Annotated in this window: 29 protein-coding genes and 2 tRNA genes; 13 read left to right on the top strand and 18 right to left on the bottom strand. The window is 64.8% G+C overall.

All coding sequences use genetic code 11. The features are described from left to right. Window positions 1-13: 13 nt before the first annotated feature. The 3 genes from IB268_RS19175 to IB268_RS19165 form a co-directional block, all read right to left on the bottom strand. The gene (locus IB268_RS19175; RefSeq protein WP_054449940.1) at window positions 14-436 is read right to left on the bottom strand and encodes a nuclear transport factor 2 family protein; all 423 of its coding nucleotides are present in this window, start codon (window positions 434-436) and stop codon (window positions 14-16) included. 37 nt (window positions 437-473) lie between these two features. Then, window positions 474-689, bottom strand: coding sequence for a zinc-finger domain-containing protein (locus IB268_RS19170; protein WP_054449942.1), 216 nt, complete (start codon window positions 687-689; stop codon window positions 474-476). A gap of 77 nt (window positions 690-766) precedes the next feature. Then, a complete protein-coding gene (locus tag IB268_RS19165; protein ID WP_192354642.1) occupies window positions 767-1,687 on the bottom strand; it encodes a branched-chain amino acid transaminase in 921 nt (306 codons plus the stop codon). Window positions 1,688-1,883: 196 nt separating this feature from the next. Here IB268_RS19165 and IB268_RS19160 point away from each other — a divergent pair, with 196 nt between their 5' ends. The 3 genes from IB268_RS19160 to IB268_RS19150 all read left to right on the top strand — a co-directional run bounded on the left by IB268_RS19160 (window position 1,884) and on the right by IB268_RS19150 (window position 4,764). Continuing rightward, window positions 1,884-2,633 carry an AzlC family ABC transporter permease gene (locus IB268_RS19160; protein WP_059371643.1) on the top strand — a complete coding sequence of 250 codons (750 nt, stop codon included), beginning with the start codon at window positions 1,884-1,886 and terminating at the stop codon, window positions 2,631-2,633. Beyond that, entirely contained in the window at window positions 2,630-2,965 is a 336-nt protein-coding gene (locus IB268_RS19155) for an AzlD domain-containing protein (protein ID WP_054449947.1), read from the top strand. The genes IB268_RS19160 and IB268_RS19155 overlap by 4 nt, the downstream gene beginning before the upstream one ends. Window positions 2,966-3,288: 323 nt before the next feature. Beyond that, window positions 3,289-4,764 carry a DEAD/DEAH box helicase gene (locus tag IB268_RS19150; protein ID WP_156337298.1) on the top strand — a complete coding sequence of 492 codons (1,476 nt, stop codon included), beginning with the start codon at window positions 3,289-3,291 and terminating at the stop codon, window positions 4,762-4,764. A gap of 81 nt (window positions 4,765-4,845) precedes the next feature. Here the strand turns inward: IB268_RS19150 and IB268_RS19145 are convergent, their stop codons facing one another. After that, on the bottom strand, window positions 4,846-5,229 hold the full coding sequence (locus IB268_RS19145) for a thioredoxin family protein (protein WP_054449951.1): 384 nt from the start codon (window positions 5,227-5,229) through the stop codon (window positions 4,846-4,848). Between the two features lie 63 nt (window positions 5,230-5,292). Between IB268_RS19145 and IB268_RS19140 the strand changes: the two genes are divergently transcribed. The 3 genes from IB268_RS19140 (at window position 5,293) to IB268_RS19130 (ending at window position 7,984) form a co-directional block, all read left to right on the top strand. Further along, window positions 5,293-6,102 (top strand): EI24 domain-containing protein, encoded by an 810-nt coding sequence (locus IB268_RS19140; RefSeq protein ID WP_054449954.1) that lies wholly within the window; start codon window positions 5,293-5,295, stop codon window positions 6,100-6,102. A gap of 34 nt (window positions 6,103-6,136) precedes the next feature. Further along, a complete protein-coding gene (locus IB268_RS19135) occupies window positions 6,137-6,952 on the top strand; it encodes a molybdopterin-binding protein (RefSeq protein ID WP_054449956.1) in 816 nt (271 codons plus the stop codon). 168 nt (window positions 6,953-7,120) lie between these two features. Further along, on the top strand, window positions 7,121-7,984 hold the full coding sequence (locus tag IB268_RS19130) for an IclR family transcriptional regulator (RefSeq protein ID WP_119449688.1): 864 nt from the start codon (window positions 7,121-7,123) through the stop codon (window positions 7,982-7,984). 81 nt (window positions 7,985-8,065) lie between these two features. Here the strand turns inward: IB268_RS19130 and IB268_RS19125 are convergent, their stop codons facing one another. After that, complete coding sequence (locus IB268_RS19125) at window positions 8,066-9,043, bottom strand: tripartite tricarboxylate transporter substrate binding protein BugD (protein WP_054449960.1); 978 nt, start codon at window positions 9,041-9,043, stop codon at window positions 8,066-8,068. Between the two features lie 376 nt (window positions 9,044-9,419). Here IB268_RS19125 and phaP point away from each other — a divergent pair, with 376 nt between their 5' ends. After that, window positions 9,420-9,998 carry a TIGR01841 family phasin gene (gene phaP / locus IB268_RS19120; RefSeq protein ID WP_054449962.1) on the top strand — a complete coding sequence of 193 codons (579 nt, stop codon included), beginning with the start codon at window positions 9,420-9,422 and terminating at the stop codon, window positions 9,996-9,998. A 149-nt stretch (window positions 9,999-10,147) separates the two neighbouring features. Here the strand turns inward: phaP and IB268_RS19115 are convergent, their stop codons facing one another. The 5 genes from IB268_RS19115 to IB268_RS19095 form a co-directional block, all read right to left on the bottom strand. Further along, entirely contained in the window at window positions 10,148-11,188 is a 1,041-nt protein-coding gene (locus IB268_RS19115) for a quinone-dependent dihydroorotate dehydrogenase (protein WP_119449687.1), read from the bottom strand. 67 nt (window positions 11,189-11,255) lie between these two features. After that, on the bottom strand, window positions 11,256-11,993 hold the full coding sequence (locus IB268_RS19110) for an arginyltransferase (protein WP_054449966.1): 738 nt from the start codon (window positions 11,991-11,993) through the stop codon (window positions 11,256-11,258). A 42-nt stretch (window positions 11,994-12,035) separates the two neighbouring features. Next, window positions 12,036-12,809 (bottom strand): leucyl/phenylalanyl-tRNA--protein transferase, encoded by a 774-nt coding sequence (gene aat / locus IB268_RS19105; RefSeq protein WP_054449968.1) that lies wholly within the window; start codon window positions 12,807-12,809, stop codon window positions 12,036-12,038. Then, the gene (locus tag IB268_RS19100) at window positions 12,806-13,387 is read right to left on the bottom strand and encodes an NUDIX hydrolase (RefSeq protein WP_192354641.1); all 582 of its coding nucleotides are present in this window, start codon (window positions 13,385-13,387) and stop codon (window positions 12,806-12,808) included. Before IB268_RS19100 ends, aat begins: the two co-directional genes overlap by 4 nt. A 10-nt stretch (window positions 13,388-13,397) precedes the next feature. After that, complete coding sequence (locus IB268_RS19095) at window positions 13,398-14,330, bottom strand: LysR family transcriptional regulator (RefSeq protein WP_175213841.1); 933 nt, start codon at window positions 14,328-14,330, stop codon at window positions 13,398-13,400. A gap of 130 nt (window positions 14,331-14,460) precedes the next feature. On the opposite strand from IB268_RS19095, the gene IB268_RS19090 reads away from it, so the two are divergent. Both IB268_RS19090 and IB268_RS19085 read left to right on the top strand, forming a co-directional pair. Continuing rightward, window positions 14,461-14,862, top strand: coding sequence for a DoxX family protein (locus IB268_RS19090; protein WP_125471643.1), 402 nt, complete (start codon window positions 14,461-14,463; stop codon window positions 14,860-14,862). A 97-nt stretch (window positions 14,863-14,959) separates the two neighbouring features. Then, window positions 14,960-15,424, top strand: coding sequence for a nuclear transport factor 2 family protein (locus IB268_RS19085; protein ID WP_156337299.1), 465 nt, complete (start codon window positions 14,960-14,962; stop codon window positions 15,422-15,424). Between the two features lie 9 nt (window positions 15,425-15,433). Here the strand turns inward: IB268_RS19085 and IB268_RS19080 are convergent, their stop codons facing one another. From IB268_RS19080 to IB268_RS19070, 3 genes are all read right to left on the bottom strand, one after another. Next, the gene (locus IB268_RS19080) at window positions 15,434-16,024 is read right to left on the bottom strand and encodes a DUF2946 family protein (protein ID WP_054449975.1); all 591 of its coding nucleotides are present in this window, start codon (window positions 16,022-16,024) and stop codon (window positions 15,434-15,436) included. Between the two features lie 2 nt (window positions 16,025-16,026). Beyond that, window positions 16,027-16,362, bottom strand: a complete 336-nt coding sequence (locus IB268_RS19075) for a hypothetical protein (protein WP_225591437.1) — start codon at window positions 16,360-16,362, stop codon at window positions 16,027-16,029. A 101-nt stretch (window positions 16,363-16,463) separates the two neighbouring features. Continuing rightward, the gene (locus IB268_RS19070) at window positions 16,464-17,375 is read right to left on the bottom strand and encodes a LysR family transcriptional regulator (RefSeq protein ID WP_054449977.1); all 912 of its coding nucleotides are present in this window, start codon (window positions 17,373-17,375) and stop codon (window positions 16,464-16,466) included. Between the two features lie 98 nt (window positions 17,376-17,473). Between IB268_RS19070 and IB268_RS19065 the strand changes: the two genes are divergently transcribed. Both IB268_RS19065 and IB268_RS19060 read left to right on the top strand, forming a co-directional pair. After that, window positions 17,474-18,448 carry a D-2-hydroxyacid dehydrogenase family protein gene (locus tag IB268_RS19065; RefSeq protein ID WP_054449979.1) on the top strand — a complete coding sequence of 325 codons (975 nt, stop codon included), beginning with the start codon at window positions 17,474-17,476 and terminating at the stop codon, window positions 18,446-18,448. Then, window positions 18,445-18,903, top strand: coding sequence for a hypothetical protein (locus IB268_RS19060; RefSeq protein WP_192354640.1), 459 nt, complete (start codon window positions 18,445-18,447; stop codon window positions 18,901-18,903). The genes IB268_RS19065 and IB268_RS19060 overlap by 4 nt, the downstream gene beginning before the upstream one ends. Before the next feature lie 100 nt (window positions 18,904-19,003). On the opposite strand, the gene IB268_RS19055 is transcribed toward IB268_RS19060, so the two are convergent. The 3 genes from IB268_RS19055 to IB268_RS19045 form a co-directional block, all read right to left on the bottom strand. Further along, window positions 19,004-19,077, bottom strand: a tRNA-Cys gene (locus tag IB268_RS19055). Between the two features lie 55 nt (window positions 19,078-19,132). Beyond that, window positions 19,133-19,208, bottom strand: a tRNA-Gly gene (locus IB268_RS19050). A gap of 150 nt (window positions 19,209-19,358) precedes the next feature. Further along, on the bottom strand, window positions 19,359-19,997 hold the full coding sequence (locus IB268_RS19045) for a ProQ/FINO family protein (protein ID WP_192354639.1): 639 nt from the start codon (window positions 19,995-19,997) through the stop codon (window positions 19,359-19,361). Between the two features lie 55 nt (window positions 19,998-20,052). Here IB268_RS19045 and IB268_RS19040 point away from each other — a divergent pair, with 55 nt between their 5' ends. Further along, window positions 20,053-20,436, top strand: a complete 384-nt coding sequence (locus IB268_RS19040) for a hypothetical protein (protein ID WP_175181143.1) — start codon at window positions 20,053-20,055, stop codon at window positions 20,434-20,436. Here the strand turns inward: IB268_RS19040 and IB268_RS19035 are convergent. Next, on the bottom strand, window positions 20,425-21,060 hold the full coding sequence (locus tag IB268_RS19035) for a hypothetical protein (RefSeq protein WP_125471636.1): 636 nt from the start codon (window positions 21,058-21,060) through the stop codon (window positions 20,425-20,427). The genes IB268_RS19040 and IB268_RS19035 overlap by 12 nt on opposite strands. A gap of 458 nt (window positions 21,061-21,518) precedes the next feature. Between IB268_RS19035 and IB268_RS19030 the strand changes: the two genes are divergently transcribed. Beyond that, entirely contained in the window at window positions 21,519-24,452 is a 2,934-nt protein-coding gene (locus IB268_RS19030; RefSeq protein WP_192354638.1) for an autotransporter outer membrane beta-barrel domain-containing protein, read from the top strand. 172 nt (window positions 24,453-24,624) lie between these two features. Here IB268_RS19030 and IB268_RS19025 read toward each other — a convergent pair whose 3' ends face one another. Further along, window positions 24,625-25,239, bottom strand: a complete 615-nt coding sequence (locus IB268_RS19025) for a hypothetical protein (RefSeq protein WP_054449988.1) — start codon at window positions 25,237-25,239, stop codon at window positions 24,625-24,627. Window positions 25,240-25,268 lie beyond the last annotated feature (29 nt).

The raw sequence follows: 25,268 nt of genomic DNA, 5'->3' as shown, positions 1-25,268 counted from the left end.
AAATCCACCCGATTCAGTGCAGCATGTCGGGTACGTCGTGCAAGTCGAGCACCCCGGCTTCGGTGGGCGCCGGCGAGGCATGGTGCATGACCATGCGCCAGCCGGTGGGCCCCTTGTGGTAGATGTTGGTGGCGTAGCAATTGGCGAATTGCGTGCCTTCCCGCGTCTGCACCGCCACCTGTTCCACCAGCACGTGCACCGCGCACATCATGCTGAGCATGACCAGCGGGCGCAATGGGCGCACGTGCAGCGGGCCGTTGGCCAGCACCTGCTGCCAGGAATCGTGCACCGCCGAGTGGCCGACGATGCGCAGGCCCCCCGGATGGATGCAGACGACTTCCTCGTCGTCCGCCCAGACTTGCATCAGGCGTACGACGTCCGCCTGGTCGAGGGCTTCGTAGAACGCGTGCTCTGCTTCTTCGGGCGTGGCGAACATGGCGGCGGAAACGGGTGGACGTTGTAGAGCGGGTGACTCAGTGGCCGTGCAATACGGTGCCGGGCTTCAGGCGGTATTCGGCGCCGCAGTAGGCGCAACTGGCGGAGCCGGTGCGGGCCACGTCCAGGAACACGCGCGGATGCATGCTCCAGAGCGGCGCCTTGGGGCCCGGACAGAACACGGGCAGGTCGTCAGCGCCGACCTCGATGACTTCGTGGGGGTGGGGGACGGCGGCCGGAGCAGCAGCGGTCATGGATATTCCTGAAAAAAAACCGGTAATCGGCAGGTTGGGGCAATGATGCGGCCTGGTCATGGACCGGGCCGCGCGGATCAGACTTTACTCAGCCAGTGATGGTACTTCGGGTTGCGGCCATTCACCACGTCAAAAAATGCTTTCTGCAGCCGCTCCGTGATCGGGCCGCGCCGGCCGGAGCCGATCTGGCGGTTGTCCACTTCGCGGATGGGGGTCACTTCGGCGGCCGTGCCGGTGAAGAACGCCTCGTCGGCGATGTAGACGTCATCGCGTGTCAGGCGCTTGGTCACCACGCGCAAGCCCAGGTCGGCGGCCAGCGCATGGATGGTGGAGCGGGTAATGCCGGTCAGGGCGGATGCGATCTCAGGCTCGCAGAGCACGCCGTCCTTGACGATGAAGAGGTTTTCGCCGGAACCCTCGGCCACGAAGCCTTCCGTGTCCAGCAGCAGGGCTTCGTCGTAGCCGTCCTGCAGGGCTTCGGTATTGGCCAGGATCGAATTGGCGTAGGTGGTGGCCACCTTGGCGCGCGGCATCGTGACGTTCACGTGCTGGCGCGCGAATGACGACACCTTGACGCGGATGCCTGCGGACAGCGCCTCTTCGCCCAGATAGGCGCCCCAGGGCCAGGCGGCGATGGCCACGTGCACCCGGGCGCCCTTGGGCGACACGCCCATTTTTTCGGGGCCGTAGAACACCAGGGGGCGCAGGTAGCCGGCTTCCAGCTGGTTTTCGCGCACGACCGTCCGCTGCGCCTCGTTGATCGTGTCGCGATCGAAGGGCATCGGGATCTGGTAGATGTGAGCCGAATTGAAGAGGCGGTTGGTGTGGTCTTCGAGGCGGAAGATGGCGGTGCCGATCTCGGAGCGGTAGGCGCGCACGCCTTCGAATACCGACAGGCCGTAATGCAGGGAGTGCGTCAGGACGTGCGTGGTCGCGTCTTGCCACGGTACGAGCTTGCCGTCATACCAGATGAAGCCGTCGCGGTCTGCCATCGACATGGTCTACTCCCAAGCGCCCAAGAATCCCGAGGCCCGTATTGTATCAAGCAGCGAGGTTACAATACGCCCCTATTCGCGCCCCGGCGCGGCGCCGCCAGGCCCGCGCGTAGTGATCCCGGCGGGCGAACGGGTTGTCGTGCGTTCCTTTTCCTTAGAGTTTCCATGTCGTCCTGTCCGAATCGCCAGGGGCCAGCAGTTGTCCTCTGAATCCGCGCTTCCTGAATCCGAAGACCCCGTCGCGGTCCGCCAGGAGCGTATCGCTGCATTCCGGGCTGGCGTGCACGCCATCGTGCCCGCCCTGATCGCCACCGCAACTTGGGGGCTGGTCACCGGCGTGGCCATGGTCAAGTCGGGCTTGACCGAAACCATGGCGCTGGCCATGACCCTGTTGCTGTACGCGGGCTCGGCCCAACTGACGTCCCTGCCGCTCATCGCCACTGGCGCGCCGCTTTGGCTGATCTTCGCCGCCGGCTGCGTGGTGAACCTGCGCTTTCTCATTTTCGGCGCGGCGCTGCATCCCTATTTCCGCCACCTGTCCTGGCCCAAGCGGCTGGGGCTGGGGTATTTCACGACCGACATGGGCTTCGTGCTGTTCATGCCGCGCTTTGGCGATGCGGCCGTGCGCGGCACCCGCGAGCAGCTCTGGTTCTTCCTGGGCGCCATCGCGCCGGGCTGGTTCGTGTGGCAGACCTCGTCCATCGTCGGCATCTATCTGGGCTCCATGGTGCCCACGGACTGGTCGCTGGACTTTGCCGCGGTGCTGGCGCTGCTGGCCATCACGGTGCCGCTGGCCAACACCAAGCCCATGCTGATTTCCATGCTGGCAGCCGGCGTGGTCGCCTGGACCGGGCAGGTCCTGCCGCTGCGCCTGGGCCTGGCCGCCGCCGTGGTGGCGGGCGTGGTCGCCGGCATTTGGGCCGAACGCTACTTCAAGGCCCGCGCATGACCCTCTGGCCTGCTGAAATCTACGTCTATTCCGCCATCCTGCTGCTGGCGCTGTGCAGTGTGCTGACGCGCGCCGGCTTCATGCTGTTCGGCGACTACATCCCCCTGCCGGAAGGCGTGCGCCGCGCCTTGCGCTACGCGCCCGCCGCCGCCCTGACCGCCATCATCGTGCCCGACCTGCTGCCCTGGAAGGCCGGCCTGGGGCCGGTGTTCGACTACAAGCTGGTCGCGGGCGTACTCGCCATCCTGGTATTCCTGCGCACCCGCAGCGCGGTGCTGGTCATCATCGTCGGCATGCTGGCGCTCTGGGGCCTGCGCTGGCTGGCCGGCTAAGAGTCATTACCCAAAACGTCCATCCAGTGGACGCGGCTGGTATGCCCGGCGGGCGCTTGCTGACAGCGGGCGGAAGGCGTTTGCAATGCCTTTCAGAAGGCGGCTGGACCGTGTGGTAATGCGGCTGCGCTAAAATCATGTTATCCACAGCAATCCGGGCCTGGTACTGCCCTCATAAGTATCGAATCCAGAATGCGCCGCCTGGCCAGCAAGGCAGGATGCAGATTGCGCGTGTTCAGGTTGTTCCGATGCATATGTAGTGCAGTGCGCGTAGCACTCTCGTTTTGTTCTTTTTCACTGGTCCCGGTATCTGCCTAACCCTGATGACTGAATCCACTCAATCCGTAGCACCTGCCGCGCCCGCGCCGACGTTCACCGATTTCGGGCTGCACCCTCTGCTTCTGCAGTCCATCGCCGAAACCGGCTACACCACGCCCACGCCGATCCAGGCGCAGGCCATCCCCGTCGTGGTGGAAGGGCGCGACGTCATGGGCGCAGCCCAGACCGGCACCGGCAAGACGGCCGCCTTTACGCTGCCCATCCTGCATCGCCTCATGCCGCTGGCCAATACCAGCGCATCGCCCGCGCGCCATCCGGTGCGCGCGCTGATCCTGACGCCCACGCGCGAACTGGCCGACCAGGTCTACGAAAGCGTCAAGCGCTACAGCAAGCAGACGCCACTGCGTTCGGCGGTGGTGTTCGGCGGCGTGGATATCGGTCCGCAGAAGGAAGCCCTGCGCCGCGGCTGCGAAGTGCTGGTGGCCACGCCCGGCCGCCTGCTCGACCACGTCGAGCAAAAGAACGTGAACCTGAGCCAGGTCGGCATCCTGGTATTGGACGAAGCCGACCGCATGCTGGACATGGGCTTTCTGCCCGACCTGGAGCGCATCATCCGCCTGCTGCCCGCGCAGCGCCAGGGCCTGCTGTTCTCCGCCACGTTCAGCAATGAAATCCGCAAGCTGGGCCGCTCGTACCTGAATCAACCGGTCGAAATCGAAGTCGCGGCGCGCAACGCCACCGCCAACACGATCACCCAGATCGCCTACAAGATGCCTAGCGACGCCAAGCGCGCCGCGGTCGTGCATCTGGTGAAGTCGCGCGGCCTGAACCAGGTCATCGTGTTTTCCAACACCAAGATCGGCACGGCGAGGTTGGCCCGCGACCTGGAACGCGATGGCGTCAAGGCTGAATCCATTCATGGCGACAAGACCCAGGCTGACCGCATGAAGGCGCTGGAAGCCTTCAAGGCCGGCGAACTGGAAGTGCTGGTGGCTACCGACGTGGCCGCGCGCGGCCTGGACGTGGCTGGCGTGCCTTGCGTCATCAACTACGACCTGCCGTACAACGCGGAAGACTACGTGCACCGTATTGGCCGCACGGGCCGCGCGGGCGCATCGGGCGAGGCCATCGCCTTGTTCACGCCCGACGAAGAACGCTTCCTGCTCGACATCGAAAAACTCATCAAGCGCGAAGTGCCGCGCGGCACCCTGGATGTTCCTGCCGACCTGGTCGCGCGCAGCCACCGCCGCAGCGACGAGCGCCGCGGTTCGTCGTCGCGCGAAGGGCGCGAGGGTCGTGAAAGCCGTGACAGCCGCGGCGACCGCGGCCGTTCGTCCGACCGCCGCTCCGGCTATTCGTCCGGCGCGCCGCGCCAGCCCGTGGACGATTTCTTCCTGAAGCCCTACGAGCCCTCGGCGCCGTCCGCGCCCGCCGAAGAACCGGCGCCCAGGAGCAATGGCGCATCCTCGGGGCCGAAGCGCCAGATCGCCGTCCTGCTGGGCGGCAGCCGCAAGCCCTGAAAGGCGCCGGCATGAAAAAACCCGCAAGCCCTTAGGTCTGCGGGTTTTTTTATGGCTGGCGCGCGTGACGCCCGCTGCGGCTCAGGCGGCCAGCATGCGCGGCAGGTCCGGCAGCGCGGTGGCGACCGCAGGGCTGTTTTCATTCAGGCTTTCGAGCAGGCGTTCCAGATGGCCGATGTGCGGCAGCATGGGGCCGTAGAACACCACCTTCGATCCGATCTGCACCAGCAGCGTGGGGAAGTTCTCCACGTCTTCGTCGCCCAAGAGTTCGGCGTGGTCCTCGATGTCGATCCAGGCGAAGACGTGCCGCGGCATGGCGGCGGCCAGCGCTTGCAGCTTGGGCTTGTATTGCTCGCAGGTGTCGCACCAGGCCGCGCAGAAGCAGGCCACCAGCCAGGCGTCGGGCGATGAGCCCAGCCGCGCGCGCAGCGCGGCCAGGTCGGTATCGGGTACAAGTAGGGACATGTGGGCAGATGAAGGCGTGTTTGACTATCATACCCGGGATGTCTACCCCCTCATTCCTCGTCCATGACTGCTTTGCGCACTGATTCCGCCACGCCCGACAACGGCCGATTTTCCGCTGCCGGGGCCGGCGCCGTAAGCGTGGGCCAGGCGTTCAAGCGCGCCCTGGTGTCCCAATGCCATCCCTCCATGCTGTTCGCGGTGCTGCTGCCGTTCCTGATCGCGCTGGTGGGGGCCCTGTTGCTGCTGTACCTGTTCTGGACGCCGCTGAACGAATGGCTGGCTGCCGAGGCGGCGCGCTGGGACTTCGTCAACCGGGCCGAGGACTGGATGCTGGCGATGGGGCTGTTCTCGCTCAAGGTCTACATGATCCCCGTGATCGCGGTGGCCATCCTGTTACCGGTATCGGGCATCCTCGGCCTGGCGATTGCCGCCGTGTTCGTGATGCCGCTGGTGCTGAACCACGTCGGCAAGCGTGAGTATGTGAGCGTCACGCGGCAAGGCAAGCATGCGACGGCGGTCAGCGTATGGAACGCGATCTGGGTATCGCTGGCCTTTGCCGCGGGCTGGCTGCTGACGCTGCCGCTGTGGCTGGTGCCGCCCATGGCTATCGCCTTGTCGATCTTCTGGTGGGCGTTCGCGTTTTCGCGCATGATGCGCGTGGACGCCATCGTCGAACACGCCAGCCCCGCCGAGCGCAAGCTGATCCTGGAACGCAACAACGGCGGCTTCTGGACCATAGGCCTGATCTGCTCGCTGTTGAACCTGTTGCCGCCCGCGTGGGTCATCCTGCCGGTGTTCTCGGCCCTGGTCTACGCCCACTACGGTCTGGAAGCGCTCAAGCGCTTGCGCGAGGACCGGGTCATCGACGTCTGAATCGCGTCATTCTTCTCAACTTCTGGAATCGGACATGGCCGCAGAATCCGCCGCCCGCCGCATTGGCCTCATCATCGTAGGGGACGAAATCCTCTCGGGCCGCCGTCAGGACAAGCATTTTTCCAAGGTCGTCGAGCTTCTGGGCGCGCGCGGCATGCAGTTGGGCTGGGCTGAAATCGTGCCCGACGACCGCGACACGCTCATCGCCACCTACAAGCGCAGCTTTGCCACCGGCGATGTGGTGTTTTCCTGTGGCGGCATCGGCGGCACGCCCGATGACCACACACGCCAGGCCGCCGCGGCCGCGCTTGGCCTGCCGCTGGCGCTGCACCCGGAGGCCGAAGAGGCCATCGCGCTGCGCACGGCCGAGATGGCTGCCAAGGGGCAGGGCACAGCCGACATGAGCGCGCCGGAAAACCAGCAGCGCCTGCAGATGGGCGTGTTTCCGGAAGGCTGCGAGATCGTCCCGAATCCCTACAACCGCATTCCCGGCTTCTTCATCAAGGACCACACCTTCGTGCCGGGCTTTCCCGTCATGGCGTGGCCCATGCTGGAATGGACGCTGGACACGCGCTATCGTGCGCTGCAGCATGTGCGCGCCCACGCGGAGCATTCCTTCCTGGTATTCAGCATGCCCGAATCGCGTATTACGCCGGCCATGCAGGCCGTGGAAACGCGCTGGCCCGGCGTGCGCGCGTTCAGCCTGCCCAGCGTGGGCGAGGCCGGCGGCACCCCCCATATCGACCTGGGCGTGAAGGGCGAACCGGCCGCGGCAGCCGAAGCGCTGGAGTATTTGCGGGCCGAGGTGCTGCGCCTGGGAGGCAGGCTGGCGCCCCCGCCAGTAGCCTGAAGTCAGGGCCGCACCCGATGTGCGGCCCTTTTTTTGATACAAAAAGCGGTTGCCAAACGCGCCAGTAAATTTCACAATACGGGAAAGAACTGTTTGCTGCAATGCCGCAAGTCCGGTTCCCTAAGGTGGGGCCCTGCAGGCGGCGCGGCTGTCCACGCCCCCCTTTCCATGTCCCGTCTCCCCACTACCCGCAACGCCCTGGACGCCGAGACCGAAGGCGCCTCCGCCCATCCCATCGCCATCCAGGTGATTGAACGCGCCATGCGTCTGCTCGATGCCCTGGCCGCGCAGCCGGATCCGGTAACGCTGAAAGAACTGTCCGCGACCACGGGCCTGCATGCGTCCACCGCGCATCGCATCCTTAACGACCTGGTCGTGGGCCGCTATGTCGAACGCGTCGACAACGGCCTGTATCAGCTGGGCATGCGCCTGCTGGAGCTGGGTTCGCTGGTCAAGGGGCGCCTGAACGTGCGCGAGGCGGCCATTTCCGCCATGCGCTCGCTGCACAAGCTGACCGGGCAGACCATCAACCTGTCGGTCCAGCAGGGCGACGAGATCGTCTACATCGACCGCGCCTGGAGCGAGCGTTCCGGCATGCAGGTGGTCCGCGCCATCGGCGGCCGCGCGCCGCTGCACCTGACCTCCACCGGCAAGCTGTTCCTGTCCACCGCCGATGCGCGCCAGGTCCGGGCCTACGCGCTGCGCACCGGCCTGGCCGGCCACACGCGCAACAGCCTGACCGACCTGGACCGCCTGGAGCGCGAACTGGCGTTAGTGCGGCGCCACGGTTATGCGCGCGACAACGAAGAACTGGAACTCGGCGTGCGCTGCATCGCCGCCGGCATTTTCGACGATACCGGCAAGCTGGTCGCCGGCCTGTCCATTTCGGCCCCCGCCGAGCGCCTGCAGGACGACTGGATCAAGGCGCTGGTCGACACCGCCGCCAGCATCTCGGAAGCGCTGGGCTACGAGCCCTCCGTTTCCACCGGCTTCAACGGTCTGGGCATGGCCGCAGAGGCTCTGCGCCCGTAATCCAGGGCCGGCCTGCAAAAAAAGAAAAGCCCCGGACGGGGCTTTTCTTTTTGCATGCGCCGCCAGGGCGCATGGTTTGGGTTACTGCTGTTCGACGCCAGCCTTCTTGAACAGCTCGCCCCACTGCGGGACTTGCTGCTTGACCTTGGCTTCCAGGGCTTGCGGGTTCGCTTCGGACGTCAGCACCGTCGCGCCCAGCTGCTTCATGCGTTCCTGGAATTTGGGATCGGCCAGGCCAGCCTGCAGGCTCTTGACCAGCTTGTCGACGACGGGCTTGGGCGTGCCCTTCGGCACCCACATGCCATGCCAGATGCCCACTTCGAAGCCCTTGTAGCCGGATTCGTCCATGGTCGGCAGGTTCGGCAGCGTGGGGACGCGCTTCAGGCTGGTGACTGCGTAGGCCTTCACCTTGCCGCTGTCGATCTGCTGGGTGGTGTTGGTGGTCTGGTCGCAGAGCAGGTCCACCTGCTTGCCCAGCAGGTCGTTCATGGCGGGCGCCGTACCCTTGTAGGGGATGGTCAGCAGCTGTACGCCCAGCGCCTCGACCAGCATGGTGCCGCACAGATGGCTGGCGGCGCCGATGCCGGCGTTGGCCAGGGACACCTTGTCCTTGTTCTGTTTGACGTACTCGGCCAGTTCCTTGATGTTGTTGGGCGGGAAGTCCGAACGCGCGATGATGGTCATCGGCACGTCGACCACCAGGCCGATGGGCTCGAAGCTCTTGTAGGGGTCGTACCCCGGATTCTTGTACAGCGAGGGCGCCGTCGAGAAGCCGGCGTGCATCAGCAGGACGGAGTAGCCGTCAGGCTGGGCGCGCGCTACCTGGGTCGTGCCGATGGTGCCGCCGGCGCCGCCCTTGTTCTCGACCACGACCGTCTGGCCCAGGCTCGGCCGCATGGCTTCCGCGAGCGAACGCGCGACGTTGTCCGTCGGGCCGCCAGCGGCGAACGGCACCACCATGTTGATGGGGCGATCCGGATATTCGGCTTGGGCGGCGCCGGCTGCGAGCATGGCGCTGGCCGCGAGCAAGGCCGAAAGCGTGCGGGGGATGAGGGTCATGGAGTCTCCAATTGCAGGGTTTGCTGCGATTTGCTGTTGCGCGCTGACTTGTGGGTTTATTTGTCTGTCATCAGCGTGAAAGCAGTTTAGAAAACAATTGATACGACGTCACTTCGGGTATTTCCTGAATCCTGGGAAACCTTTGTGCTGGATCAAACCCGGACAAGGCATGCACCGTCAAAGTGCAATTCTTTGTTGCGTCGCACAAAAACTCCTTGACAAGGATTTTTCTCAGCCTAGAATGTCAATTGTGCAGTGCATCAAACGGGCCGGCGGTAGCTTGTAGTACCAGTTTCCGCGCACGTTTCTATAGTTCGTCGCAGACAACCATTCCTTATTTGCCGGACAGCCTCCGGCTACCCTGAAGGAGCATTCTATGAGCGCTATCCCGCAACAAGTCCTGGACCGTCAAAAGGCCAGCATCAACACCATCGTGGCCGCCCAGTCGGCCGTGTTCGCCGGCTTCGAAAAGCTGGTCGAGCTGAACCTGAAGGTCGTCAAGGCCACCCTGGACGAAGTCGCCCAGAAGTCGCAGCAAGCCGCTGAAGTCAAGGATCCGCAGGAAGCCGCCGCTTTCGCCTCGGGCCTGCTGCAGCCGGGCGCCGAAAAGGCCATGGCCTACACCAAGCACGTGTACGACATCGTTGCCGGCGTGCAGACCAGCCTGGTCAAGCTGACCGAGGAACAGATCGCCGAAGGCCAGCAGCAGCTGAGCGAAGCCGTCGACCAGTTCTCCAAGAACGCCCCGACCGGCTCCGAAAGCGCCGTTGCCCTGATCAAGTCCTCGCTGGCCACCGCGACCAGCGCCTACGATTCGATGACCAAGGCCGCCAAGCAGGCCGCCGAAGTCGCCGAGTCGAACCTGAATGCCGCCGCCAACGCGACCTTCAAGGCTGCCTCGGATGCCGCCGACGCCGCCACCAAGGTTGCCAGCCGCAGCCGCCGCAGCGCCTAAGTTTTTGGCGCGCAGTGCTGCGCAAACCGCAGTTATGTAGTACTGTTGAGTGACAGAGCAGAGCTGGAATTAGGGCCACCCACCGGGTGGCCCCTTTTTTTGCCTGCTTTTTTCGCTGTACGGCCGGCGGATGCCGGCCGCGTCCGGGCTCAGCGCGCCACGGCGCGCACGCACTCGCCTACCAGCGCCGGGCCGCGGTAGATCAGGCCGGTATAGAGCTGCACGGCGTCGGCGCCCGCATCCATCTTTTCGCGCGCCTGGCGGCCCGACATCACGCCGCCCACGCCGATGATCGCCAGGCTGCCGCCCAGCTTTTCCTTCAGGCGGCGGATGACGGCCAGAGACAGTTCATGCACCGGGGCGCCCGACAGGCCGCCCGCTTCCTCGGCATGCGGTTGGCCGGTGACGGCGTCGCGCGAGAGGGTGGTGTTGGTGGCGATGACGCCGTCGATGCCGTGGCGCGGCAGCGTTTCCGCGATGGAATCGATCTGTTCGTGCGTCAGGTCCGGAGCGATCTTCACCGCCATGGGCACGCGCCGCTGGTGCTGGTCTTCCAGCGCGCGGCGCTTGTCCGCCAGTTGCGCCAGCAGGGCCGACAGTTCGTCGCCGCCTTGCAGCGCGCGCAGGTTCTTGGTGTTGGGCGAGGAAATGTTCACCGTCACGTAGTCGGCATGCGGATACACGCCTTCCAGCCCGATCAGGTAGTCATCCGCGGCGCGCTCGATGGGCGTGTCCGCGTTCTTGCCGATGTTCAGCCCCAGAATGCCGCCTTGCTTGCGCCAGGTGCTGCGCTGCACATTGGCCAGGAAGGCTTCCAGGCCCTGGTTGTTGAAGCCCAGCCGGTTGATCAGCGCATTGGCGCGCGGCAGCCGGAACATGCGCGGCTTCGGGTTGCCGGGCTGCGCGCGCGGGGTCACGGTCCCCACCTCGATGAAGCCGAATCCCAGGTTGCCCAGTGCGTCGATATAGGCGCCGTTCTTGTCCAGGCCCGCGGCCAGCCCGATCGGGTTGGCCAGCTGCAAGCCCATCAGCGTGCTTGGCGCCTTCGGCTGCGCGTGCATGAGCTTGCGGGTGGCACCGCATTCATAGGCGCGTTGCAGGCCCGACAAGGTGACTTCGTGGGCGGTTTCCGCGTCCATGGCGAACAGCGCCGGGCGGGCCAGGGGATAGGCGTGGAAGAGGATAGACATGGGGCGGAATTGTAGAGCGAATTTTGCCGGCCCTGCGCCGCCCCTGGCGCTTCAAAGAAGGGGCGGATCAGGCGGGCGGCAACGCGGGCTGGTCGCCCCACACGCCGTCGACCAGGAACTGGGCCGGATGGAAGCTGGATTTGTAGGACATCTTGCGGCTGTCGGCGATCCAGTAGCCCAGGTACAGCCAGGGCAGGTTCAGCGTGCGGCATTGTTCGATCTGCCACAGGATGCTGTAGGTGCCCAGGCTGCCGGCAATGTCGGGATCGTAGAAGGTGTAGACGGACGACAGGCCGTCGTCCAGCACGTCGATGATGGACACCATGACCAGCTCGCCGGTCTCGTCGCGGAACTCGACCAGGCGGGTGTTGACGCGGCTGGTGAGCAGGAATTGCGCATACTGCGTGCGGCTGTCCTCGTCCATGCCGCCGCCCGGATGGCGGCCCTGCTGGTAGCGCGTGTAGAGCCGGTAGTGCTCGGGCGACCAGGCCAGCTCCGCCACGAATGACTGCAAACCCTGGTGATCGCGCCAGGCGCGGCGCTGGCTGCGATTGGGCGCGAAGCCCGCCGTATCCACGCGCACCGGGATACAGGCGTGGCAGTTGTCGCAATGGGGCCGGTAGGTGAACAGCCCGCTGCGCCGAAAACCTTGCTCCACCAGTTGCGAATACGTCCCTGCGTTGATCAGATGACCGGGCGCGGCAACCTGCGACCGTGCCTGGCGACCCGGCAGATAGCTGCAAGGGTAGGGAGCGGTGGCGTAGAACTGCAGGGTGGAGAAAGGGAGTTCTTTGAGCTGGCTCATCGGAGGTCCCGCAATGCGGCAGCAGGCCCGCAAGGGGAGTGGCTACATATTAACGCCGAACCCCGGGCCCGATGCTGTGTCGGGATGCAAGCGGCCAGCGCTGTCCAGCGTGCCCCGCGCCCACGCGACGGCAGGTAGCGCAGTGGCGGTGCGCACATGCTGCAGGAAAGCGGCGCGCGGGATGGGGCGCGCGCCCAGGCTGGCCAGGTGGCGCGTCTGCTGCTGGCAGTCGATGCGTTGCACGCCTTGCGCGGCCAGATAGCGCACCAGATAGGCCAGCGCGATCTTCGAGGCGTTGGGCGCGCGGGTGAACATGGATTCACCGAAGAACATGCGGCCCAGGCTGATGCCGTAGAGGCCGCCGGCCAGTTCGCCGTCAATCCAGGTTTCGATGCTGTGCACGTAGCCGGCCTCATGCCAGGCGCGATAGGCCTGCTGCATGGCTGCGGTGATCCAGGTGCCGGGCTGACCGTCACGCGGCGCGGCGCATTGCGCCATCACCTCGGCGAAAGCGGTGTCCACGCGTACCTGCACGCGCGGCGCGGCGCCTTGCTCCTGGCTGGCGATCTGCCGCAACAGCTTGCGCAGCGAATGCGAGGGCGCGAAGTCCTTCACGGCGAGCACCATGCGCGGATCTGGGCTCCACCACAGGATGGGCTCGCCCTCGGAGTACCACGGGAATATGCCGTTGGAATACGCCTCGATCAGCCGGGGCGTGGACAGGTCGGCGCCCGCCGCGAGCAGGCCATCGGGATCCGCAAGCGCAAACTCCGCGGGCGGAAAAGGGGTGTCGACGGCGAGCCAGGGCAGTTTCAACGGTGCGATTCTAGGGTGTAGTGGTGGGGGGGATACACGCCCAGCTTGCGGTCTTCAAAGTAGTGCCGCAGCGTCGTGGCCACGGTGCGGAACGCCAGGTCGTCCCAGGGGATCTCGGACTCGTCGAAAAAACGGGCCTCCAGGCTTTCGGGGCCGGGGTCCAGCGCGTCCGACAGCGCATCGGCCAGGTAGAACACGTGCACCTGATCGATCTGCGGCAGGTCGATGACGGTGTAGAGCTCGCCCAGCTTGATGCGCGCGCCGGATTCTTCCAGTGTTTCGCGGGCGGCGCCCTGCGCCGTGCTCTCGCCCAGCTCCATGAAGCCGGCGGGCAGGGTCCAGGTGTTGTAGCGCGGCTCGATCGCGCGCCGGCATAGCAGGACGCGGTTCTCCCAGACCGGCACCGTGCCGACCACCAGCCTTGGATTCTGGTAGTGGATCGCACCGCAGTGATCGCAGATGTCGCGTTCGCGGTTGTCGCCTTCGGGAACCCGGCGGCTGATGGGCGAGCCGCATTGGCTGCAGAAATGCGAACGGCGCGGCGCGGGGAAGTATTCGAGGGGCGATTTTGCGGTCATGGGTACGATTCTAACGGCTGCGGCGGGGGCTGGCGCGCCGGCCCGGAACGGCTGGGGAGGAGGCGCCGAAGCGGCCTTCCAGATGCTCCACGAAGGATCGTACCTTGGGCGACAGAAAGCGCCGGTGCGGGTAGACGGCGTACATGGAGATCGGGGTGTGGGCGTAGTCGGTCAGCAGCGCAATCAGGCGCCCGGCGCGGACGTCGTCGCCCACCAGGAAATCGGGCTGCAGGATGACGCCGTGCCCGGCCAGGGCCGCGGTCCGCAGCACATCGCCGTTATTGGCCCGCAGGGCCGCGTTCACGCGCACCAGATGGGTCACGCCGTCTTTCTCGAAATGCCATTCGTTGCCGGTGCTGGCATAGGCGTAATGCAGGCAGCGGTGCTGCTTCAGTTCCTCGGGCGTCTGCGGCGTGCCATGGCGTTGCAGGTAGTCGGGCGCGGCGCAGACCAGCAACTGCTGCGGCGCCAGCGGCCGCGCGACCAGCGAGGAATCCTGCAGCGGCCCGATGCGCACCGCCACGTCGTAGCCGTCCTCCACCAGGTCCACCACGCGGTCGTTCAGGTCCAGGTCGATGATCACGTCCGGGTAGCGTTGCAGGTACTCGGCTATGGCAGGTCCCAGGTGCAGGATGCCGAACGACACCGGCGCGCTCACCCGCAGCCGGCCGCTGGGCCGTTGGCCCTCGGCCTGCAGCGACAGCTCCAGGTCCGCCACCTCGGCCAGGATGGGCCGCACGCGTTCATAGAAGGCGCGTCCGGCGTCGGTCATGCTCAGTTTGCGCGTGGTGCGGTTCAGAAGGCGCACGCCGTACTTCTGTTCCAGATAGGCGATCTGGCGCGTGACCACGGAACGGGCCTGGCCCATCTTGTCGGCCGCGGCCGCGAATGAGCCCAGTTCCACGACCTTGGCATAGGTCTGCATGGCGGTGTGCGTGTCCAAGATTGTTTCCTATCGGGGAACAATAATTTGCAATTCTGCATGTTTATCTTTGTTTTTGGAATCGCAAGAATAGCGCTCATCAAGAATCTTCCCATCCTGGGCGATTCCCCTACCGCTCTAGGAGAGTGCAATGGTTGATACCCGTACCGCGCCCTATGCCGCGCTGCTGCTGCGCGTGGCGCTCGGCGTCATGTTCCTGGCCCATGGCCTGACCAAGCTGCTGGTGTTCACGCTGCCCGGCACCGCGCAGTTCTTTGCCAAGATCGGCTTCGCCGGCTGGCTGGCATACCCGGTGACGTTTTTCGAGGTCGGCGCCGGCGTGCTGTTGATCCTGGGCGTCGTGCCGCGTTGGGTCGCCGTCATTGCCGTGGTGCAGCTGTTCGTGGCGTCGACGGTGCATTTTCCCAATGGCTGGGGCTTTGGCAATGCCGGCGGCGGCTGGGAGTATCCGATCTTCCTGACCGTGGCTGCGGCCGTACTAGCGTTGCTGGGCGACGGCAAGTACGCGCTGGTAAAGAGCGGCCGCGGCTGATCGCTGCGCGCACCAGACTGTCTACTGCCACGGACGTGGCCGACAGGACGGCCGGACCATAGAATGGCCCGGCCGTTTTTCCATTCCGGAGTTCTCCATGTTCTTCTCCAAGCCTTACTTCAAGCGCGCCGCTGCCGCAGCCATGCTGGCCCTGGCCCTGTCTCCCGCCGTCCATGCGTCCGCCGAACAGGAAGCCGCCAACAAGGCGGCCGTGCTGGCCTTCTACGAAAAGGGCCTGAACCAGAAGGACGCGGATGCCGCCTTGAAGTACGTCGGCGACCGCTATGTGCAGCACAATCCGAATGCGGCGGACGGCCCCGAAGGCTTCCGCAAGTTCATCGCCTTCCTGCGCGACAAGTTTCCGCAGTCACGCAGCGAGATCAAGCGAGTCTTCACCGATGGCGACTACGTGATCCTGCACGTGCATGCGGTGCGCCAGCCCGGCGATCGTGGCAGCGCCATCATCGATATTTTCCGCCTGGAGCAGGGCAAGATCGTGGAACATTGGGACGCGGTGCAGCCCATTCCCGAGCAGTCCGCCAATCCCAACGGCATGTTCTGAACGCGCCGTTCAGGCGCGGGGATTCGCTTCGAAGCCCAATTCCCGCGCCACATCCTTTTGCGCTATCAGCGCCAGCGGCGCGGCCGCATAGGTTCCGGGCAGGACGGCCTGGACTGCGCCACCGGGCGCAAGATCCGCCAGCGCATCCAGCAGCGGGGCGCCGTCCGCCGTGGCCATCTTCTCCAACAGCGGCTGCAGATCGCGGTCCAGCACGATGCCGGCGCCCAGGGGCGTCATCGCATACAGCTGTCCCGCGTCGTCCAGCTTCCACGTATCGACCGAATCGACCGCGACGTTCGTGTGCGTGAGCAGTCGGCGGCTGTCGTCGCTCAGCCGCAGCACATAGGGCGCGGCGTCCAGCCGCAGGAACACGCGCTGCGGACCATTCTGGAAGAACCAGCGGCCCGCTTCATCGTGTTCGTAATTGCGGTTGATGAATTCCAGGATCTGCGTATTGGTGATGGACTCGCCCGGACCGCCTTCGGCTGATTGCCCTTGCGGATGCAGGCGCCAGCGGCCGCGCGCGTCCAGCGACAGCCAGCCGTATACCGCTGGCACGTCGGGCCAGCGGGCTAGCGCGTCCTTCACCGATTGATCCATGTTCAGGGGCGGATGATGATGGGGGGCGGGTTGATGACAATGGCGGGCGCCGGCATCACGGCCACCGGCTGCGGCACCTGCACATAGCCGTGGCGGTAGTCGTCCCGGCATTTGCGCTTTTCCTGGTAGTCGCCATTGCGCTTCCATTTACGCTCGACCTTACAGGCGCCGTCCCAATACTGCTCTTTATACTCGCGCCCGTGGCGATGGCGGTGCTTGTCCGAATCGGCCTGCGCCGCAAGCGGGGCGAGCGTGAGCAATGCCGCCGTGGACAGCGTCAACAACGCGGAGGAGGGGCGGGCTCGAGAGTTCGGAATGGTACGCATAGGGTCCGTCATCAGTTGCAAACGGCGTCACCATAGCAATCATTTGATTGACGGCGCGTAGGGATGCGTAACCAGATGCTGGCAGAAAGCCGCAATCGTACCTGAGCCGCGGTTTACTGCGGCGCGGCAGGGCGCCGTTGCGAGCGTCTTTCGCGCCTTATGAATCCCAAGAGCGCTTCGGCAGCGGGTGAAAGGCTGCTGCCGCGGCGTTGCATCAGCACGAATGCCCGCGACACAGCGGGGCGCACCAAGGGCACGGCCGCCAGCATCGGATAGGCCCCAGGTTGCAGGGCGAGATCGGGAACGATGGCCACGCCCACTCCCGCCGCCACCATGCCCACCGCGGTCGTGCTTCTCTGGACCTCGAAGCGGGCCTGCAAGGCGATGCCCGCGGGCAGTTGATCATCAAGCAGGGGGCGGTTGCTGCTGCCCGCGCCAGGCAGGATCAGCGCTTCGTTCTCCAGCTCGGACCAGGGAACCGCCTTGCGCCGGGCCAGGCGGTGTTCATTTCCGCAAACCAGCACGAAACGGTCGTGCAGGAGTTCCTCGTATTCGATTTCGGGTACGAGTCTGTCCGCGATCCCTATGCCGAACTCGGCGGCGCGGTCCAGAACGGCCTGCTGCACGGCAGCGGAAGAGTGGTCCAGCACGCTGACCCGGTTGTCCGGAAATGCCGAGGCATAGGCTTGCAGCACGCGTGGCAGAAAGCGGACGCCCACCGTCGGCACGCAGGCCATGGTCACGTTACCCGCGAGCGCCTGCCGTTGTTCCCGGATCTGCTGCAGAGCGCTTTCCAGTTCACCCAGCAGGCGCCGCGCCTGCGGCAGGAAGCTGCGGCCCACGGTGCTCAGAGAGAGCGTGCGGGTGGTGCGATCGACCAGGCGTACGCCCAGGTGGATTTCCAGGTTCCGGATGCGGCGGCTCAGCGCCGCCTGCGAGAGGAACAGCGACTCGGCGGCCTTGCCGAAACTTTCCCGTTCAGCCAATGCCACAAATGCTTGAACACCCAGGACGTCCAGTTTCATAGATTTTTTGCATCAATGAACGAAATCATTTCATTTTACGAGGGGCCCCGGGCAGCGTAAAAATTGAGCACTCACTCTCACCCAGCGGGGTACCGCAGATGAAGATCGCTATTCTGGACGACTGGTTCGACACTCTCCGTCGCCTTCCTTGCTATGCCCTCTTGCGAGATCACGAGGTCACCGTCTGGACGGATCACGCCGAAGATACCGATGTGCTCGCGCAGCGCCTCGCCGATACGGAAGCGTTGGTCTTGATCCGCGAGCGCACCACCATACGCCGCGAGTTGATCGAAAAGTTGCCCAAGCTGCGCCTGATTAGCCAGCGCAGCGTCTATCCGCATATCGACGTCGCCGCATGCAGCGACCATGGCGTCCTTGTCTGCTCGGACCTGCACGCCGATACGCCCTCTTATGCCGCGGCGGAGCTGACCTGGGCGCTGGTGCTGGCCGCCATGCGCCAATTGCCGCAGCAGGTGGAGTCCATGCGCCAGGGGCGTTGGCAGTGTGGGGTGGGCCACACCGTGCGGGGCAAGACCATGGGCATCTTTGGCTATGGGCGCATCGGTCGAGTGGTTGCGGGCTACGCGCGGGCGTTCGGCATGCGGGTGCTGGTCTGGGCGCGGCCCGAGTCGCTGCAGCGCGCACGCGAGGACGGGCACGAAGTCGCGGCCTCCAAGCAGGAGTTCTTCGCGTCCTGTGACGTGCTGTCGCTGCATATGCGCCTGGTAGCCGCCACCAAGGGCATCGTCAACGCGGCGGACCTCGCGGCCATGAAGGAAGGATCGTTGTTCGTGAACACCAGCCGTGCCGGACTTGTCGAACCTGGCGCATTGGAGCGGGCGCTGCGGGCAGGCCGTCCGGGTATGGCGGCGCTGGATGTCTTCGAGCAGGAGCCATTGACCGATACCGCGAATCCGTTACTGCAGATGCCCAATGTCCTGTGCACGCCTCACATCGGATACGTGACCTATGAGGAATGGGATCTGCAATTCAAGGACGTGTTCAACCAGATTCTTGCCTTTGCGGCAGGCCAGCCCGTGAACATGGTGAATCCGCAGGTGGCGTCGTCATGAACCTGTCCTTGGAACGCCTGGCGAAGCAGCTGGATCTGGCTGCCGCGAACCAGGAACGCCTGCGACTGGCTTTCGGCCTCGCCTGTGCGCAGCGGGTCGAGTATCTGCTCGAAGAACAGGAGGTCGTGGATTGCCTGGCGAGCCTGGGCCGTTATCTGGGCGGCGCGATCGACCACGAACAGCTGGAGCAGATTTCCAGGCGGGCTGCGAGCCTGGCGAACCAGCACCAGGGATCGAAATCGTTGGACGGCTGCGGCCATGCCGCGGTGTCCGCGACCTATGCGGTTGCCAGCGCCCTGGCCGGCAAGGCGCTGCGCGCAGCCGAATACGCGGCTTACGCAGCGGTTTACGGACAGGGTGGTTACGGCGCCGTGTCTGATCCCGAAGCGTTCAGGGTGGAGTTCGCCTGGCAGACGAAATGTCTGGAGTCCTTGGCTGCCGGTAGGGTTGAATAGTCCGTATCGATGCTGTGGAACGGCGCCTTGTCGTGCGGAGCCCGGCATCTCGGAAAACAAAAAACCCGCAGATTTTCATCTGCGGGTTTCGGAAAATCGCTGGAGGCGCAAGCCGGAATCGAACCGACGTACACGGATTTGCAATCCGCTGCATAACCACTCTGCCATTGCGCCAGCACTTGCAAGAAAAAAGGAAGCGCGGTGTTGGCCGTTGCTTCCTTTTTGTATTTGGAGCGGGAGACGAGTCTCGAACTCGCGACCTCAACCTTGGCAAGGTTGCGCTCTACCAACTGAGCTACTCCCGCGGGGGTACTGCAATTTGGTGTGTTTTCTGACTTGGTTTTCAGAAAGGCCGTGTCCACCAAAGACAGCGATTATACACAGAATTTTGGGCTTGTGTAGCCTGGCGGGGCGGGGAAGTGAAAAATCCCCGCTCGCCGGGCCAAACAATGTCCTCAGGGCGTATCGCTCGATGCCGGCGTTGTGACGGTCGCGGCTTCGGGGGCGGCTTCAGGCGCGGGGGCGTCAGCCGGGGCGTCAGCGGATGCGGCAGCCGGCGCGGCGGCCTTTTTCGCGGGACGAGCCTTGCCGGCCGGCCGGCGCGAAGCCTGGCGGCGCGCGTACGCGGCTTGTTCCGCCGTTACCGTGCCTGCGGGCTGGCCTTGCAGGTCGACGCGAGTGGCGTCCGCGACCATGCTGCTCCAGTAGCGGCTGCCCTTGCACCAGGTGGCGATGGCTTGTTTGAGCTGTTCTTCCGTCATGCCCAGCTTCTCGAGATGCTGGGCCGCGTCGGCCAGGATGCCTTGCTTGAGCGGCAGCTTGGGCGCGGGATTCTTGGGGAAAGCCTGCGGAAAGTGCTTTTGCAGGCGCCAGATGGCCTCGACCGCGGGGTCGACGGGCTCGCGTTTTTGCTGCGCGCGGGCGGCAGCCTTCGCTTGACCCGACTCGCGCTTTTGCTGCGGCCGCGCCGTAGGCTTCGCTTGATCAGGCTCCCGCTTCTTTGTCCGGCCTGCCGCCTTCGGTTGAACCGGCACCGCCTTTTGAGCCTGTGCCCGCAGCTGCTCGCGCAGGTCGGCAAGTTTTTCAAAACCCATTGTTATTTCCAAGACCTCAGATTTGTTCAGGCTGAAGGTTACCGCATGTGCGCGAATGCAGCACAGCCTGGGCGTTACGCGTGTGGCGCCGACGCCATGGCCGCAGGCGTCGGCGGATGCCGGTTTGCCGGCGGATCAGCGTTTGGAAGACGGGCAGGCGGGCTGGCCGGGCACCTGTATGTTTCCCTCGGTTTGCGGCGGGCCGGACCAGGCTGAGTCCGATCGGCGCGACGTCGATGATCTTGCGGTTCAGCGCGAGGCTGTCGATGAGCGCTGTCTGATGCCGTATCGCGGGCGAAACCAGCGTTTCCCTGATGTGGCGTACGCCCAGCTGGCGCCTTGGAAGCTGAAGGAGTCGCGGGCCAACCTTGCCGAGATCGAGCCGGTTGCGGAAGGAGAGGGGCCGCCGTGCAAGGCGACCCGGCTGTCATTGTCGTAAAGCGCATAGCTTGCGCCGTCGCTGGCGTGTTCCGCTGTGATGACGGAGGCGATGTCGTCGACTTCGAGTCCTACCCAGGTCTGCTCGTTGCCAGCCCCTTCGAGCGGCGTATACAGAAACAGATAATCGGTGGCGTCCGCTGTGGTGTCCGCCTAGCCGCGTGTCGTCCACCGCCAGGCGCGTCGAGCCGGGGCCTGCCAGCGTCGTGTAGACGATGCGCGCGTTGGCGGCGGCTACGTCCGCCCGGTTGCGGCGGGTAAGAATCAGCGCCCAATCGTAGGAGTCCGCCCCGTTCATCAGCGGGATGACGTTGACCTGTCCGGTCTGGCCGAAGGTCCTGGGCGTGTGCTGGGCTGGCATGCGGTCGGTGTTGCGCACTGACGAGGAGGCCACTGCCCGGAGCAGCGTTTCGCGCTGATCGAAGAATATCTGCGCGCGGTCAGCGGCGGCATTCATGCGGCGGCGGTAGCTGGAGACCTCGTCACTGAACGACCAGTACATCGACAGCATCGTGCCGATGAGTATGCATGCCTGCAGTGCCATGGCGAGCAGATGCAGCAGGATCATCGGCAATCTGGCGGTTGCCGGCGTGTATCCGTCGGGGAGGCTGGGGGCGGCCATCATGCCAGCGATGGTATGGGCCGGGCCGGGCTTCACGGATAAGAAAATTCTGGAAGCGCGATGGCGCCGGAGGCCTCGTTCCCATACGGCTATGTCAATTTGTTTCCCGATTGTCTCGGAAATCGGGAAATAGTGCGCCAGTTGTGTCGGCGTGGATGGTATCCGACAAGAAAATTTAAATAAATCAGATATTGGTCATTTTATTTATTTTCTACGTGCGGATGGTATCCATATTCAAATTCTGCGATTTTGGATGGTATCCAAGATACTGAATTAATTAATAAAGATGGTATCTATTCATTAATTTTCGATATTGAAAGAAAAGGGGTATAAATTGCCTCCTTTTTTCGCGAAAACTTGTTTCGGTCATTAGGTTTACCTGGTTACTTAATAATACTTTTATAGCGATCCGGTAATGCCTTGGATATCAGATTTATTAATCGACATATGGAGGATTTACGTTGATACACGACACGAAGAAATGGCTGACGGCGACGCTCGCGCTGAGCGCGTCCTACTGCGGTGGCGTTACGGCTGCGGACCTGACGGTTACGTCGGGCAATACGCAGGTGTTCGACGGCTCGGCCAATTTCCCCGGCGGGGTGGATGTCAACGGCGGCACGCTGGTGATCGGCGGCAATGGCGGCGGCTCGGGCGTTACGTTGGGCGGTAACGTCAATGCGAACTCGAACGGCACCGTCGCGGGCTTTGGCTCGATCAATGGCGACCTCAACGTGTCCGGCGCGCGCGTGGCGCCCGGCTATGAAGTCGGCACGCCCACTGGCGTCTCCAACGGCAATCTGGTCGTCAACGGCAACCTGTCGATGAACAATGCCGTGTTCAATTTCGAGACCGGCTACGCGGGGCTGCCGATTACGCAACCCGGCACCGGCGACAACATCACCGTGCGCGGCGATGCCGCCATCAACAACACCACGCTGAACGTCACGGTCAACACCCTGGGCGTCAATGCCGGCTACTACCGGATCCTGTCCTACGGCGGCAATCTGAGCGGCAACGGCCTGACGCTGGGGTCGGTCTCGGGTGATTCCGCCCCTGCCGCGACCATCCAGAACCTGACTGGCGACAAGCAGATCAACCTCATCCTGGGGCCGAGCACGACCAATCTGTGGAACGGCAACGGCGCGGCATCTGCAACCCGCTCGGGCGGCGGCAACGGCACCTGGAGCGCGGCCAGCACCAACTGGAACAGCCCGAGCAATGCCACGGGCGCTCTGCCCGACGGCGGCTATGCGATTTTCACGGGCGCAGCCGGCACGGTGACCGTGGACGGCAGCGCCGGGCCGGTGCGCGTGTCGGGCATCCAGTTCGCCACCGACCGCTATCGCCTGCAAGGCGCTCCCATCACCCTGGTCGGCAGCGGTGGCAACCCGCCCGCGATCGTGGTCGGTGACGGCACCTATGCTTCGGGCCAATTCGTCGACACCATCGACAACCCGCTGCAAGGCACGCAGGGCTTCGTCAAGACCGGCCCGGGCTCGGTGATCCTGACCGCGGACAGCAGCGGCCTCACGGGCCCCATCCTGATCGCCGACGGCGCCCTGGAAATCGACGGCAAGCTGAACGGCCCGATGGACATCGGCCGCGAAGTCGTGCTGGCGGGCGTGGGCCAGGTAGGCACCACCAACCTCTATCCCACCGCGGTCATTTCTCCGGGCAATGACGGCACGCCCATGGGCACGCTCACCGTCAACGGCAACCTGACCTTTGGCCAGAACACCATCTACCGCGTGCACGCCGACCCGGCCAGCAGCCTCAGCGACCGCATCCACGTCACCGGCGTCGCCTACCTCGACGGCACCGTGGCGCATGTGGGGCCAGACGGCAACTATGCGCCGCGCACGACCTACAACATCCTGACGGCCGATGGAGGCATCCAGGGCCAGTTCACCGGCGCTTCGAGCGGATACGCGTTCCTGACGCCCACGCTCAGCTACGACCCGAAGAATGCGTACGTGACCCTGACGCGCAACGACGTGCCGATCGGCAGCATCGGCGGCTCGGGCAACGAGAGCAACGTGGGTGGCGCGCTGGACCAGGAAGAGCCGCCCGCGACGGGCAACGGTTCGTCCTCGAACGGCAACGGCTCGACGTCGACGGGCAATGGCTCGTCTTCTGCCGGCAATGGTTCGACGTCGACGGGCAATGGTTCGTCTTCGGCTGGCAACGGTTCGACGTCGACGGGGAATGGTTCGTCTTCGACCGGCAACGGTTCGTCCACAGCCGGCAACGAAACGCCCCCCGCCGGTAGCGGGTCCTCCCTGGTCGACAGCGGCGTCGCCGCGGGCAAGAACACCGGCGCCAGCCAGGTGGCGGCGGCCGTGCTCGCCATGACGCCGAACGAAGCGCGTTCGGCCCTGAAGATGCTGTCGGGCGAAGCCTACGCCAGCACCGCCAGCGTGCTGCTGAGCCAGGGCGACACCGTGCGCACGCTGCCGCTGTCGCATCTGCGCGGCAATCTCGACGCGCCGGTGCTTGCCGGACGGCCCACGGCCCAACTGGGCGCGCCGTCGTCCGACGCCATGCCGCAAAGCGGCGCCTCGCCGGTTTGGGCGCAAGCGTTCGGCAACTGGAGCAAGTTCGGCAGCGACGGCAACGCGTCCAGCGTGAGCCAATCGTCGGGCGGCCTCTTCGTCGGCGGCGATGGCGCGGTCGGCGGCGGCTGGCGCCTGGGCGCTGCGGTTGGCTACATCGGCAGCCACAACTCGATCGACGACGCGTCCTCGCGTACCAATGTGGACAGCTACACGGCCACCTTGTTCGGCGGACGGAACTTCCAGGCCGGCCCAGGTCACGTCCGGTTCATGGCCGGCGCGGCCTACACCTGGCATGACATCGACGCAAAGCGCGACGTGGCAGCCGGCAGCCTGAACCAGCGCCTCGAGTCGTCCTACCACGCCTCGTCGACGCAGGTGTTCACCGAACTCGGCTACAACCTGCCGCTGGGCGATGCCTACACCATCGAACCCTTTGCCGGGCTGGCATGGAACCAACTGCGCACGCGCGGCTTCGAGGAGTCGGGCGGCACGGCGGCCCTGCACGGGTCCAGCAATTCCGATGACGTGACCAGCACCACGCTGGGACTGCGCGGCGGCTGGGAGTTCGGCTCTGACCGCACGCCGGGCCGTCTGACCGCGTCGCTGGGCTGGCGCCATGCCATGGGCGATGTCAAGCCCAAGCAACAGCTGGCCTTCGAAGGCGGCAGCACGTTCTCGGTGACGGGCGTGCCGATCGCGCGCGACGCCGCGGTGTTGGGCCTGGGCGCAGAAATGGCGATCACGCGCAACACGACGGCCGGCATTGCGTATGATGCGCAGTTCGGCGGCGGCAACCGCCAGCAATCGGGCGTACTCAAGCTGGCTGTGCGCTTCTGATTGGACGCCGCACAGGCACAACAGGCATCGCGATTGCGGCGCCCGTTGTGCCTGTGCGGGTTGGAATCCAGGCCAAATGAAAAGGGGCGAATCGAAAGATTCGCCCCTTTTTCCAGGACTTGCTCAAGAATGCGCGCTGAGCGAGGCCAGGGCGGACGAGACGCAGTTGGTCCTAGCGCTTATCGGCCCCTTGCCATCGCAGATAAGCCGAGCGGGTAACAGCAGACACTGAATCGAGGACTTTCCGGTGATCGACCTGATGCCGCAGCATCAGCCGTGCATCGGCCACGGCGCGGGATTTGCAGAACCAATGGCAACTGTGCTGCAGCAGATACAACTCTGCCGAGAGGTGGTACGCGCGTTCTCTTGCATCCCAGTGGCTCTCGTTGTCCACGACATGGCGCAAGCCGGATGCATGGATGTACAGCAGTTCACGAAAATCCCGTGTCCTTGCAGGAAGAAAGCGCTCGATGTATGGCACGCAGAACGAGAGCGTGCTCACACGGGTAGCCTGCGGACTTTCCTTTTGCATGGCGTCGGCCAGCGACCGTACTTGTGCCGCCACGGCGCGTTCGGTCTGAGCGAAGGTTTCCAGCACCTGTAGCTGGCGTGTTTCGGCGTCTTCGCGGATGGCGCGTGTGTAGCCTTGCGTCAGGGTTTCCATGTGGCGCTCAAGCTGCAAACCGCCCAGATGACGGCCCAGCAGCGCGATGCGGGCGCGCTGGTAGCGCACGCGCAGCACCTGCCATGCAGCGACAAGCACCAGCAGGATCAATGCGGTATCCATTGCCCGTGTTCCTTCATTTTTCAAGCGGC

Origin of the sequence: Achromobacter sp. ACM01, assembly GCF_014851745.1 — a bacterium.
Taxonomy (GTDB): domain Bacteria; phylum Pseudomonadota; class Gammaproteobacteria; order Burkholderiales; family Burkholderiaceae_B; genus Achromobacter; species Achromobacter aegrifaciens.
This window is presented reverse-complemented; position numbering and strand designations above follow the sequence as displayed.